Source organism: Lacinutrix sp. MedPE-SW (assembly GCF_001874145.1).
Lineage (GTDB): Bacteria > Bacteroidota > Bacteroidia > Flavobacteriales > Flavobacteriaceae > Lacinutrix.
Genome location: NZ_MPCX01000004.1, coordinates 1 through 14,596, shown reverse-complemented (window position 1 = coordinate 14,596; position 14,596 = coordinate 1). Strand labels below are relative to the sequence as shown.

The following is a 14,596-nucleotide window of genomic DNA, read 5'->3' as shown; positions in this document are numbered from 1 at the left end:
GCACTCATTTTTAACACAATAAAATAGATTTTTATGAATCATTATGAAACTGTTTTCATCTTAAATCCCGTTTTATCTGAAACACAGATAAAGGAAACAGTAAAGAAGTACGAAGATTTTCTTACTGAAAGAGGAGCAAAGATGATAGCCAAAGAAGATTGGGGCTTAAAAAAATTAGCTTACCCAATTCAAAACAAAAAAAGTGGATTTTACCACTTATTTGAGTACACTATAGATGGTGAACACATTACTCCTTTAGAAGTAGAGTTTAGACGTGATGAGCGTTTTATGCGTTACTTAACTGTAGCTTTAGATAAGCACGCGATTTCGTGGGCAGAGAGAAGAAGAGTTAAATTAAAACAAAAAGCGTAATTATGGCATCTATAGAACAACAAGCAAAAGGAAAGAAAGAAGGTGAAATTAGATATTTAACACCTTTAAATATTGACACGAGCAAGCAAAAGAAATATTGCCGTTTCAAAAAATCTGGAATCAAGTATGTAGATTATAAAGATGCAGATTGGTTATTAGGTTTTGTAAACGAACAAGGTAAAATTTTACCAAGACGTTTAACAGGAACATCTTTAAAATATCAAAGAAAAGTATCTGTAGCAGTAAAAAGAGCGCGTCACTTAGCGTTATTACCATACGTAACAGATTTATTAAAATAAAATTATCATAACAATGGAACTTATATTAAAACAAGACGTTGAAAATTTAGGATTTAAAGACGATGTTGTAACGGTTAAGAACGGTTATGGTAGAAACTTTTTAATTCCAACAGGTCACGCTGTATTAGCTACTGCTTCTGCAAAGAAAGTTTTAGCTGAAAACTTAAAGCAACGTGCATTTAAAGACAAAAAATTAATTGAAGAAGCAAATGCTACAATTGATGCTTTAAAACAATTAGATATTAAAATCGCTGCTAAAGCTACAGAAGGAGCTTCAGCTGGAGATAAATTATTTGGATCTGTAACTAAATTAGATTTAGTAGAAGCTTTTGAAAAAGAAGGGCACACTATAGATAAAAAATACATCTCTATTACTGGAGGTAATATAAAGCGTTTAGGGCAGTACAATGCTACAGTACGTTTACATAGAGAAGCAACAGCAGAAATTGATTTTGAAGTTGTAGCTAAATCATAAAAAAATAAATATTCTGTTAACATTTAGTTAATAAAATATTAAAATTTAAAAGCCATTCACTTTGAATGGCTTTTTTTTTGTGTTAATTTTGCGTTAAAATTATTATGCACGCATAATGATTACCCTCTAATTCATACAACACACACAACATGAAAAAACATTTTATTACTTTTTTGTTAATGTTTTTTGTAGCCTTTGCATTTGCTCAAGTTACTACGTCAAACATTAAAGGTCTTATTTTCGATGAGACAAACCAACCTTTGCCAGGAGCCAATGTGGTTGCTGTGCATACGCCAACTGGTACAAAATACGGTTCGGCAACAAATTTTGATGGTCGATTTAACTTATTAAACTTAAGAGTTGGTGGACCATATTCTATTACAATAAGTTATGTTGGTTATAAAGAACAAACATTTAACGATGTGTATTTAACATTAGGTAAAACACAAAATATTGATGTTACTTTATCTCCAGACAGTCAAGCCTTAGAAACTGTAGTAATTACAGGTACAGGAGGAACAGGAACTTTTGGTAGTGATCGTACTGGTGCAGAAACAAGCGTTGGGCGTAGAGAGTTAACCGCTTTACCAACGATTTCTAGATCTGCAGCAGATTTTACAAGACTAGAACCATCTTCGTCAGGAAATTCTTTTGGTGGTAGAAATGATCAGTTTAATAATTTTAGTTTAGATGGTGCTGTTTTTGGTAATCCATTTGGTTTAGACGCCGCAACTGTTGGAGGTCAAACAGATGCTCAACCAATATCGTTAGATGCTATCGATCAAATTCAAGTATCATTAGCGCCTTACGATGTTACTCAATCTGGATTTACTGGAGCTGCTGTAAATGCAGTAACTAAAAGTGGAACTAACGAGTTTCATGGTACTGTTTATGGGTTTTTTAGAAATGAAGACCTAACAGGTGGAGAAATTAATGGAGATGAAGTTTTTAAAGCAGATTTAGAACAAACGCAATACGGTCTTAGTATTGGTGGTCCAGTTATTAAAAACAAATTATTCTTTTTTGCAAACTTTGAAAAAGATGATAGAACAGATTTAGGTTCTCCTTTCTCTCCAAATAGAGGAACAGGAGCTGTAAATGAATCTATAGTAGATGTAAACGATTTAAATGCTGTAAGTGATGCATTATTAAATTTAGGGTACAATCCTGGACGTTACGAAGGTTTTAATTACGATTCTAACTCAACTAAAGGTATATTTAAATTAGACTGGAATATAAACGATAATAACCGTTTGGCAGTTATTTATAATTTTTTAGATGCCTCTAAAGAAAAGCCAGCTCACCCAACAGCAATTGGAGTAAGAGGACCAAGCTTTAGAACATTACAATTTGAAAATTCAGGTTACGAAATAAATAACAAATTAAATTCTTTTCAAATAGAATTAAATTCAACTCTACCTGGAGATATGACTAATAAGTTACAATTTGGTTATACTCACTTTGACGATTTTAGAAACCCATTATCTGGACCAGCACCAGTTATTACTATTCAAGATGGAGCAGGTTCTAATTATATTATTGCAGGTCATGAGCCTTTTTCTATTAACAATAAATTAGACCAAAAAGTATTACAATTAACAAATAACTTAAATATTGTTAGAGGAGACCATACATTTACAGTTGGTTTTAATTTTGAGAAATTTAAATTTAAAAACTCATTTAACTTAGTGAACTATGAGTCTTTTAACTTTGGTATTTTTCCTTACTACGGTTTATTTTCACCGTATCCAGATGTACAAACTTTCTTAGATAATGCGCAACCAGGTGGTCTTGTAGACCAATACCTAACAGCTACACAAAATGCATTCAATCAATTTAATGCCAATGGAGATGGTAATGATGGAGGTTGGAAATTAGCAGAACTAAACGTTGGGCAATTAGCGTTTTATTTACAAGACGAGTGGAATGTAACAGATAATTTTAAGCTTACTTATGGTATTCGTTTCGATAAGCCATTATACTTTAACACTTCAGAGTTAATTCAAAAATACATAGATACAGAGAATGGAGCAACAAGAGACAACTCGGTATCATATTTTAACCCAAATACTAACGAAGAAGTTACACTAGAGTCTACAACTTTACCAGATAATAAACCATTAATCTCACCAAGAGTAGGGTTTAATTATGATGTAAAAGGAGATAACACATTCCAAGTTCGTGGTGGAACAGGATTATTTACTGGTCGTTTTCCTTTTGTTTGGTTAGGTAACCAAGTAAGTGGAGCAGATGATGGTTTCTTTCAAATAATCGATCCAGAATACAAATGGCCACAAGTTTGGAGAACCAATGTAGGTGGTGATTACAAGTTTGAAAACGGTTTAATTATGACTGCAGATGTATCTTATACTAAAGATATTAATGGAGCTCACGTACAAAACTGGGGCTTACGTAATCCATCAGAAACTTTAAATGCACCAGGAGATAATAGACCTGTTTATGCAGATTCAGACAAAGGAAATAATGCTTATGTATTTACAAATTCAGACAAAGGTCGTATTTGGAATTTTACAGTAAAAGCACAAAAAACTTTTGGTAAAGGTTTTTATACAAGTTTAGCATATAACTATTTAGATTCTAAAGATGTAAACTCTATTGAAGCAGAAATTACTGGTGATGCTTTCGATTTTAATCAAGTATCTGGTAATGCAAACGACGATGTTTTAAGCTTCTCTAAATATGGAGATAAACATAGATTTATTGGTGTAGCAAGTAAGAAATTTACTTACGGTAACGATAAGTGGTCAACAACGTTATCTACATTCTTTGAGTATGCACAAGGTGGACGTTTTAGCTATACTTATGCAGGAAATATTAATAATGATAGTTCTGGGCAAAATAACGATTTACTTTACGTACCAACACCAGCAGAAGTTCAACAAATGCAATTTTCTGGTACACCAGCAGAACAAGCAACTCAAGCAGCTAATTACGAAGCTTATATACAGCAAGACGATTATTTAAGCGATAGAAGAGGTGATTACGCAGAGCGTTATGGCGCATTAGCACCATGGAGAGGAAAATGGGATGTAAAATTATTACAAGACTATAAATTTAATGTAGGTGATGGTAAAACAAATACAATTCAGTTTAGTGTAGATGTTTTAAACATTGGAAACCTATTAAATAGTGATTGGGGAGTTGTACAAATTCCTAATAACGTAAGTCCTATTTCAGTGAATTTAGATCAGAACACAAACACGCCAACCTATACTTTTAATGAGTCTAACCAAGAAACTTTTGGTTTCGATTCATCATTATTATCAAGATGGCAAGCACAATTTGGAGTTCGTTATATTTTCTAATAACAACACATAATAATTACGTAAATTTGCGCTTCTAATTTTTATTAGAAGCGCATTTTTATTTATAGATATTTAAACAATTAAACTTATTTTAAAATTATCGCTTACGCGGAAAAACAAATATGAAAAATTTATACTTTTTAATATTATTCGCCTTAATAATTTCTTGTAAAAACACAGTGAAAGAAACTGTTGTTAAAACTGAAGTTGAAGAACAAACAGAAAAAAAATCTATTTTACTAGATACCTTTAAGTACAAACCAAATGCTAAACCAGTAATAAGTGTACATCGTGGAGGAAAAAGTATAAAAAATTATCCAGAAAATTGCTTAGAAACTTTACAATACGTACACGATAGTATTCCTGCTATTTATGAAATAGACGTAGCTAAAACTAAAGATGGTAAGTTAGTTTTATTACACGATAATACTTTAGAACGCACAACAACAGGAACAGGAAAATTAACAAATTATACATACAACGAATTAAAAGCATTTAATTTAGAAGATGATTTTGGAAATGAAACAACATTTAAAATCCCATTATTTTCTAAGGTTTTAAATTGGGCAAAAACAAATAATGTTGTTTTAACCGTAGATATTAAAAGAAGTGTAGCTTTAGAGCAGGTAATAGATGAAATTAGAAAAGAACAAGCAGAAGATGTTTGTGTAATTATTACTTACGATTTAAAACAATCTCAAAAAGCATATAACTATGCACCAGAATTTTTACTATCTGTTTCTGCTAGAAATGAAAAAGAATTAGATTGGTTAATACACTCAAACATACCAACAGAAAATATGCTAGCCTTTACAGGAACACGTTTATCTGCTAATGAATTTTATAAAAAAGTACATTCTTACGGTATAAAAACAATTTTAGGAACATTAGGAAATTTAGACAATCAAGCAGCAGCTAAAGGCGATAAAATGTATCAAGAATGGAGAGAAAAAGGTATCGACATTTTTGCTACAGATAGACCTTTTGCAACAGCCAAAGCATTAAACATTACAAAATAAATAAAGATTTACTAATCGATTACAACACAATCTCTCTAGTAAAAAAATAGTACAAAAATGAAATATTCTAGACTTACAAAAGAGCAATTTGAAGAATTACACCAAGAATTTATAAACTTTTTAGCAACGCAATCTATCACTGCCGATGAGTGGCAGGATATAAAAACAAATAAGCCAGAAGTTGCAGAGCAAGAATTAGATGTATTTAGCGATTTAGTTTGGGAAGGCGTTTTAAATAAAACTAAATATTTAGAGCATATTTCACCTAAAGATATTCACTTGTTTTCTTTAAACGAGGACCATATGCATTTAATAGGTATAAAAGTTAAAGAAGAAGTAGACTTAACAACAACAGATGGTTTTAATTGGCTTAGAAACAATTTAATGCACGATAATGTAGAATTTGTGCAAGCTAAAAAAGACTATAGCGAAGATAAAAACTTAGATAAGTTTACACTTATACAGCAAGGCTCTAATATTACAAAAGGAGAATTGTATGAGTATATGTTTAAACTTATAAATTAAATAAACAATCAATCGTTATTGCGAGGACAAAGGACGTGGCAATCTGTTTGTTGATTTGGATAAATTTTCAATTCAAAAGTTACAAAGCTTTTTTTTCTAATGAAAAAAGCTCGCAATGACGGAAACGATTTAAAATTAAAACAACTATTTTTGTTATTCCGCACTTGATGCAGAATCTATTAAAGTAATCTATTAAAAGCTCCCTTTCTTCAAGGGAATAAATATGGCACAAAAACCAAGCATACCAAAAGGAACAAGAGATTTTAACCCAGAGCAAGTTGCAAAACGTAACTATATTTTTAGTACAATAAAATCGCAATTTGAAACCTTTGGTTTTCAGCCAATAGAAACACCAAGTTTTGAAAATAGCGATACGCTAATGGGAAAATACGGTGAAGAAGGTGACCGTTTAATTTTTAAAATATTAAATAGTGGTGATTATTTATCTAAAGTAAATGACGATTTATATGCTGAAAAAAACTCGAATAAAATAACTCCAAAAATATCAGAAAAAGCTTTACGTTACGATTTAACAGTGCCATTTGCACGTTACGTTGTACAACACCAAAACGATATAGAGTTTCCTTTTAAACGTTACCAAATGCAGCCAGTTTGGCGAGCAGATAGACCACAAAAAGGACGTTTTAGAGAGTTTTACCAATGTGATGCAGATGTTGTTGGTAGTGATTCATTATGGCAGGAAGTAGAATTTGTACAGCTGTACGATAATGTATTTACAGCTTTAGGTTTAAAAGACACAACCATAAATATTAACAACCGCAAAATATTATCTGGAATAGCAGAAGTTATTGGCGCAAGTGATAAGCTAATAGATTTTACAGTAGCTTTAGATAAGTTAGATAAAATAGGAGAGGAGAAAGTTAAAGAAGAAATGTTAAGTAAAGCTATTCCGCAGAGTGGAATAGATAAACTACAACCATTATTCTCTTTAGCAGGAAGTTTTGATGGCCAAATTGAAAGTTTAAAAGATATTTTAAGCACTTCTGAAGAAGGTAAAAAAGGTATTGAAGAATTAGAATTTATAAACAATGCAATTAATACGCTTGGTTTAAAATCTGCAAAATTACAGCTAGATGTTACACTAGCAAGAGGTTTAAATTATTATACAGGCGCAATTTTTGAGGTTTCTGCACCAGAAGGTGTTAAAATGGGATCTATTGGTGGTGGTGGAAGATACGATGATTTAACGGGTATCTTTGGTTTAAAAAATGTAAGCGGTGTAGGTATTAGTTTTGGTTTAGATCGTATTTACTTAGTGATAGAAGAATTAGGTTTATTTCCAGAAACTATTACAAAAAGTACAGAAGTTTTATTTATAAACTTTGGTGATAACGAAGCACTTTTTAGTTTAAAAGCTATTAAAGTTTTAAGAGAAAATGGTGTTAACGCAGAGTTGTACCCAGATAAAATTACTAACGGAAAGCACATGAAAAAACAAATGAATTACGCTAACAAACGTAATATTCCATTTGTAGTTTTAATGGGTGAAGAAGAAATGAATAGTGAGGTTTATACTTTAAAAAATATGAATACTGGAGACCAAACAAAGTTAGATTTAACTGCTTTAATTAAAGCTGTAAAATAATTTACATGCTAATTTTAAATAAAAAATCCTGAAACTTTAGTTTCAGGATTTTTTATTATTTATAAGTAATATTAGTTAATGCTAACTTTTTTCATAATATCTCCAATCGCTGTATTAGCAATAAGAATATAGTTTCCAGGAGCTAAATTATTTGGTTGTATTGTTACAAAATCTGCAATTTCAATAGTATTATATTGTGCTTTTAATTGTCCGCTAAATGTAAATATCTGTAAGCTATTAATTTTATGTAAGCTTTCATTTTCTATAATTATCTCCTTTGTATTGTTAGCATAGTAAATTACAATAGCATTACTAATTGTAGTTATAGTTTCTGTTAAAATGTCTTCAGGAGCTTCTTCATTAGTTTCTTCGGTCTCTGTTGTTTCATTATCCTCATTATCTTCTTCATTTTCATTAGCTTCCTCTATAAGATTTTTATCAATAAACTTTAATTGAAAACGGTTTAAGTATATGCCTGCAGGTAATTCTATAGATACTGGATTTTCTCCAATGTTATGATGTGTATCTGTTACTTTATCGTAAATTAATAGGCCATAATTTTCAGGTACATTACAAAGTTCATCAATTAAAATAGTACTTATCCCTTCTTCAGTTTGTATTCCTAAAGGTAAAACGGTATTAAAATTTATAACATCTATGCCTTGGCTTACAAATTTTTGACCTTCAATTAGCCAAAACATATCATTTTCAAAATTATCATATAATACAGCATCGTATCCAAAATCTATACCTGGTGTAGCGTTACTATCCTGAGTTACAAGTAATTGTCTGTGTGTGTTAGCTGTAGTATTAAAACCTAATCTTATTTTTAATCTTGTATCAGAATTCGTATTTGATTGAGCGAAAGCACTACTTACTATAGTGAGAATGCACGTAAAGAGTAGTATCGGTTTGAGCGAAAGGATATTCATGTTTTAAATATTTTAAATGATTAATAGCATAGAGATAGACTCTATCTCAAATCTAAAGCTATTTTTTTGTTAGTTTAATAAAAAACCTACAATATGTTAAAATATTGGATGTAAGGTTTTTGAAAGCGTGTAATTAGTGTTAACTTTTATTTTTTTTAAGTAAAAGTATTTTTGAGTAACAATTTTCGATTTTTTGTAGCGTACAATTTTTTTAAATGTTAATAGGTTAGTTTTTCTTTTTTTTAGTTTTTTTAAGAAAGTAGTTTGGGGGAAAACATAAATCTCAAGTCGAAAATATTTGCTTTTTAGTTTAAAAGCAAAAATATTCGATGAAAAACACTTAGTTTAGCTATTTTTTAGACGAAATACGTTAAAGTGTAGATATTTCTGACAAGAAGTGTAGTGTTTAAAAACAAAAAACCCAAAGCAAGGCTTTGGGTTTTAAAAACAAAAGTGGAAATCTATATTAGATTTGGAACCAAATAAATTTTATTCAATTAATACTTTTTTAGAAAATTTGCCATCTATAGTAGTAATATTTAAAATATAATTACCTGTACTAATGTTACTCGTTTTTAATGTAACGTAGTCTTGAGTTTCAATAGAGTCAAAAGAAATAATTTCTTGACCCAACATATTAATTAATGATACAGATTCAATAGTTGTTAATTTAGGATTATTAATAACAATAGATTCGTTATTGTTTGTGAAATAAAATTGAATTCCAGTTTCTTCAGCTACAAATTCTTCTGTGCTTAAAGAATTATCATTAGAGAATCTTAGCTCAAAACGATCTGTATATGTTCCTGCAGGTAAATCTATTGAAAAACCATTATTATTTTTAATATCATGATAAAGACCAGTAACTTGATCGTATATATAAATATCTAAATCGTTTGGTACATTTAATAATTCATCTATAACAAATGTATTTACACCATCAATATCTGTGTGAATTCCTAACGGTAAAATAGAAGCTGGTTCTATATTGTCTATACCTTGAATGATGAATTTTTTAGAATCAATCATCCAATACATATCATCTTTATGTGTTTCATTAATTTCGGCATCATAACCAAAATCAATTTGTGATGTTGCGCTACTATCTACAGTTACTAATAATTGTCTTCTAAATGTGCTAACAGATTGAAAACCTAAACGAATTTTCATTCTATTATCGTTTACAGTATTAGCAGTAGGATTAAGTGTGTTACTATTAGTATTAGAATTTTTTGAAGCTACACTTCTTATAAACGTAGAATTTGCACCTTCTTTTTCAAAAACTCTCTGGTTATTGTTAAATACAATATTACCACTATTACTACCTGTAACAAAGAAACCTTGTGAAACTGGAATGTAACGTCCTGGTAATTTGTTAGAAGCTCCTGTTCCTGTATTACCACCTGTAGCAAAATCAAATTGCATTGCAGGAGTAGCACCAGATAAATTATAAGTAGCATAACCACCTTGATATTCTACAGTAACGTGCGATCCGCCACCCCAATGTTCCCAATAGTAAATACTACCAGTTGTATTTGTATTATCTGTAATAAATACATTTGCATCTATGGCAGAAGCATATGGGTTACCTACAAGGTATTCGTTTGCAGGATCTATAGGAAGTGTTATTTCACCATTATGAGGTTTACCTTGTAAAACATAGTTTTGTTCTAATAAAACATTGTTTGTATTTGCAACACCTTTCATTGTGAAACCTTCACCAGCTTTTACTGTACCGGTACTTCTTACATGTTCCCAATTATAGTAATTATTAGCTAAGTTTGCATATTTCCAAATCCAATAATCTGCAATTCCTATTGGCGATCCTGAAGTACCATCATAAGAATTTGTAATAAAATTAATATTTACAGGTGAAGCAGAATTTGTTCCATCTTTAAGTATTTGTGGAATGGTATAATTGTTATTATTAGTTGTAGAATTACTTGCGCCTACTGGAGAAGACCAATAGTTGTAAGTATGTAAATCTAAAGTACCTTGTTGGTCTCTTTGTAATGTTCCAGAGCTACTAGCATCTAAATCTGAATCTAACGACTGTATCAATTGCGATTCACCTTCTAAATCAATTACACCATCTAAATTTAAATAATGTGTTACTGTTAAACCATAACCTTCGTTTGTTCCAGTGTCTCCACTAACTGTAAGTTTGTTAGAAATAACATTTAAAGATAATACTTTTCTTTCATCATTATTTGCAGCTGGTAAAACGTTATTATCTAATGTTATATCGTGGCTAGTTTCTACAATATTCCAATCTACAGTTATTGCATTGTCTACAACTGAAGTTGTTCCTGGAATTGTTTGCACATCGCCATTTAACCAAGTTGCATTTGTATCCCAATCGCCATTTGCTGTAGTTTTATAAGGTAATGGTGCTGTTTGAAAGTCTACAGTATTAATGTTTCTTAATGCGCCTTGATTACCATTTCCAGACTCATCTTCTGTATTAGTATATGTATAGGTAGACATTGGATAATAACCAGCTAAATCTGACCAAGGTAATGCAGCAACATCATTTTTAGTAATTGTAGTTGGTACTATTTTACCAGAAACAAATGCTCCATTTTGCTCTATTTCTTGATTCATTATATACTGTAGTTGTGCTTGAGTTAAATCTGTATCCCAAACTCTAACTTCGTCAATATTTCCTCTAAAAAATTGTCTTGGGTTATTTTTAGCAGCTGCAGCAATAAAGAAAGAATCATCTGTTGGAGCAGGTGCACCTCTATTAGCCGATCTTTCTAAAACGCCATCAATGTATAAAAACAGTCTAGTGCCATTGTAAATTGCAGCAACATGATGCCATTCATCATCTGGAATTCTAGTGGTAGATGTTAAATTACTAACCGTTCCGCCATTTAACCATCGCATTTGTATTCTGTTATTGTTTACAATTCTAAAATCGTAACCTTGTGTAAAGCTAACGTCTCTTTTAGACATTATTGAAGATGTACCACTATCTGCAGCATCTCTTTTTATCCATGCAGAAATTGTAAATCCTGATGGGTTTAAATCTAAATTATTACCAACATCTAAATAATCTTGCGTATCGTCAAAATAAATTGAGCGTTCTACAACTATTTGTGGTGCATAACCAAATGTTACATATTTTGTACCATCAAAATCATAAGAAGCTTCAAGGTTTCCGCCATTAGATGTCATTAATCTATAATCTGCAGTTGGATCAAAAATAGGAACATCTGATATAAACATATAGTAACTTCCAGGAGGAAAAATGTTTCTAATTGCATTTTGAGGTATTGAAACTTTAACTTCACCAATATCACCACCGTTTTCAACAACTTTCCAAATACGTTGCATACCTAAAAAGTTTACAGGCGTTGATAATCCAGGAATTCCACTACTCATATCTACAGCTACTGTAATAGGAGCAGCATCTAAACTAGCATTATTATTACCCCAAGTAAGAAACTCACCGTCATTAAAAGTCTCTGGGTTTGAAGCTTGGTTTTCACTATTAGTAGTATAAATATCATTTAAACCAATGGTTAATAAGCCTCTTGTTTCACCTATACCATCTAATTCTGAGTTTACACTTTTAGATTGTTTTTGGTTTAACTCTGAAGCATCATCTCTACCAATTCCAGTAATATCGTAATTGTATCCTGCGTTTGCAGATTGATCCCAAATAATGTTACCTTGACTGTCTACATAATCTTGCGATGTTCCATTTACGCCTAATGTTATACCATATTTAATTGCCAAATACGATTGTATTCTATTATGTGCTTGTGTAAGGTTTGTGTCTGAATTTCTTGAATTATAGGTAATGACTTCGGCAATACGTCCATCAAAACTACCATTCCAGTATTGACTTCTTCCTAACCAATATCTTCCATTATTTATAGTTGCATATCTAGAAATGTCATTTGTTTCATTACCAACTTGATTGGCATTAAAATAAATTTCCATATCTGTATTTGCAGCATTTTGTCTTATATTAAGAATTTGTATTTTGTTATAGTCTGTACCAGAATTAGTGTCTGCTCTACCATAACCGTTTTCAGTTGGGTTAGAAGGCGTTTCACTTGTTGTACCAATACAAAATGATAATCTCTCGTTAGTAGTACGTGCAGTATAAGAACCATAACCAAAACCAGTTACATCTTCAGCATAACTTTCTGCTAATGGATCTGAACCTGTAAAAGTATCTAAAGGATTTGTTGTAGCCGTTATATTTGGGTCTGGCATTAATACAACAAACATATCGTTTGTATTAAAACCGCCAGTACCTTTAAGCTCATGCCTATTTGATAAATAAGTCATATCTGCAGCTGCAGTATTGTTATTATTCTCAAATTCAATTACTGGATTAAAATTCATGTTTTTTCCAGCATTATTTCTATAAATAGGTTCTTGACCAGAAACAACAACTTCGGCATTATTTCCTTTACCATTATCAACCCATTGGTCTACGTTGCCACCATCTGTTCCATAAGTTGTACCATTTAATCTATCTGCTTTTAGCCATAAATCTAAATTTGCATTTACACCACCTGGACCAGTAGTAGGAGTTGCATACGTTGTTCCTGTTATGGTTATGTCGTCTATCATAACATAATCCGATGTTGCACTTGCGCTACATCTAATTCTAAATCTTCCAGTGGGTAAAATTGGAAATGTATAATCATCTGTTAATATAGTAACTGTTTTACTATAAAAAGTTGCATAATTACCGTTATGAAAATCTGCTGTTTTATTAGCAATGTTTCCAGCAACAAAGCGTGCTACTGTTTGCCAATTAGAGAATAAACCACCATCATTATAATCTACATAAAAATCATCTCCTGCTTCCATACTATATGGAGTAAAGAAAAATTTAAGATCAACTTTGTCATAAATAGCTAGTGAATAAGCTGGAGAAGTTATAATTGATGTGTTTGAGTTCCCATCTCTTAGCCAAAAACTATGAGTATTACTGTAGGCATAAGTGGCATTATTTGTTCTTGCAACTAATCCTGTTGAAGTCCAACCTTGAGTTCCAGATTCGAAATCGTAAAAACCAAGTTGGTTAATTATTTGAGCGTTAGAAGTAGTACTACTTAGAATACCACAAAATAATAGTATTGCGAATAGATTTGTTTTGAGGGTAAAGTTTTTCATGATCGCGTAGGTCGATTCGGGTTAATATATAAATACTTAGGGTACAAAGATAGATATAGAGCCCATGAAACGCAAATATATTCGATGAACGGTAATTTTATTTTTTAAGTAGTTGGTAATCAATTGTTTGTAAAACCGAATATTTTTGTATTTAAACTGTGTTTTATGTATTTCGTCGATAATTTTATTTTCAGTAAAAAAGGCTAACTGAATATTTCAGTTAGCCTTTTAAAAATTTAATTAATGATTTTATTAAAACTTAATTAGTTTTTGAGTGTGTATCGCACTGTTATTAGAATTGGAAATTCTTAAAAAATATGGTGCTTGTTCAAGTTCATCTAAACCATTGATTGTGATTGATCCATTAATAGGAGTTGCTATTTTTTTATAGACTTTTCTACCATTTAAATCGTAAATAGAAATAGTTAATTTTTCATTGTTAAACTTATTTGATAAGTTAATATTTATAACACTGTTAAATGGATTAGGATTAATATTAATTTCTCCATTAATAAAATCTGTTGTACCTAAAGTTGTTTCATCCATACCATCACAATCTTCATCAATACCATTTTGTGGAATTTCTGTTGCACCTGGATTTATATTAACATTAGTGTCATCACAGTCTGTATTATCTATAACATATCCTGTAGGTTGTGAGCAATCTTCAACACTAACAGAAGGATCTCCGTATCCATCACCATCTGCATCTTGATAATATGTAGTTGTTGTACCAGTAGTTGTTACTTCCCAAGCACATGTAGTCTCATTAAAAGTTGCAGTTTCATTACAAGCAGTTGCAGGTTCTTCAGGTTGAGTACCAGAAACTACCCAAGTACAATATGTAGGAGATGTTTCATCTTCATCAAAAGTTGCAGTTTCGTAACAAGCAGTTGCAGG

At 31.1% G+C, this 14,596-nt stretch carries 10 protein-coding genes; 7 read left to right on the top strand and 3 right to left on the bottom strand.

Annotation, left to right across the window (positions count from 1 at the left end; all coding sequences use genetic code 11):
- The first annotated feature begins 33 nt into the window (after positions 1 to 33).
- The 7 genes from rpsF (at position 34) to hisS (ending at position 7,622) form a co-directional block, all read left to right on the top strand.
- Positions 34 to 372, top strand: a complete 339-nt coding sequence (gene rpsF / locus BM549_RS04970; RefSeq protein ID WP_290469262.1) for a 30S ribosomal protein S6 — start codon at positions 34 to 36, stop codon at positions 370 to 372.
- A gap of 2 nt (positions 373 to 374) precedes the next feature.
- Entirely contained in the window at positions 375 to 671 is a 297-nt protein-coding gene (rpsR, locus tag BM549_RS04965) for a 30S ribosomal protein S18 (protein WP_013870680.1), read from the top strand.
- A 13-nt stretch (positions 672 to 684) separates the two neighbouring features.
- Positions 685 to 1,146, top strand: coding sequence for a 50S ribosomal protein L9 (gene rplI / locus BM549_RS04960; RefSeq protein ID WP_290469261.1), 462 nt, complete (start codon positions 685 to 687; stop codon positions 1,144 to 1,146).
- Between the two features lie 149 nt (positions 1,147 to 1,295).
- Positions 1,296 to 4,472, top strand: coding sequence for a carboxypeptidase regulatory-like domain-containing protein (locus BM549_RS04955; RefSeq protein ID WP_290469260.1), 3,177 nt, complete (start codon positions 1,296 to 1,298; stop codon positions 4,470 to 4,472).
- Positions 4,473 to 4,594: 122 nt separating this feature from the next.
- Positions 4,595 to 5,491, top strand: coding sequence for a glycerophosphodiester phosphodiesterase family protein (locus BM549_RS04950; RefSeq protein ID WP_290469259.1), 897 nt, complete (start codon positions 4,595 to 4,597; stop codon positions 5,489 to 5,491).
- Positions 5,492 to 5,548: 57 nt separating this feature from the next.
- On the top strand, positions 5,549 to 6,016 hold the full coding sequence (locus tag BM549_RS04945) for a DUF6495 family protein (RefSeq protein ID WP_290469258.1): 468 nt from the start codon (positions 5,549 to 5,551) through the stop codon (positions 6,014 to 6,016).
- Between the two features lie 223 nt (positions 6,017 to 6,239).
- Positions 6,240 to 7,622: a histidine--tRNA ligase gene (gene hisS / locus BM549_RS04940; protein WP_290469257.1), complete on the top strand. Its 1,383-nt coding sequence runs from the start codon at positions 6,240 to 6,242 to the stop codon at positions 7,620 to 7,622.
- A 71-nt stretch (positions 7,623 to 7,693) separates the two neighbouring features.
- Here hisS and BM549_RS04935 read toward each other — a convergent pair whose 3' ends face one another.
- The 3 genes from BM549_RS04935 to BM549_RS04925 all read right to left on the bottom strand — a co-directional run.
- Positions 7,694 to 8,554 carry a hypothetical protein gene (locus BM549_RS04935; protein ID WP_290469256.1) on the bottom strand — a complete coding sequence of 287 codons (861 nt, stop codon included), beginning with the start codon at positions 8,552 to 8,554 and terminating at the stop codon, positions 7,694 to 7,696.
- A gap of 489 nt (positions 8,555 to 9,043) precedes the next feature.
- A complete protein-coding gene (locus tag BM549_RS04930) occupies positions 9,044 to 13,696 on the bottom strand; it encodes a LamG-like jellyroll fold domain-containing protein (RefSeq protein WP_290469255.1) in 4,653 nt (1,550 codons plus the stop codon).
- A gap of 252 nt (positions 13,697 to 13,948) precedes the next feature.
- A partial coding sequence (locus tag BM549_RS04925) for a T9SS type A sorting domain-containing protein (RefSeq protein WP_290469254.1) occupies positions 13,949 to 14,596 on the bottom strand: 648 nt, incomplete at its 5' end.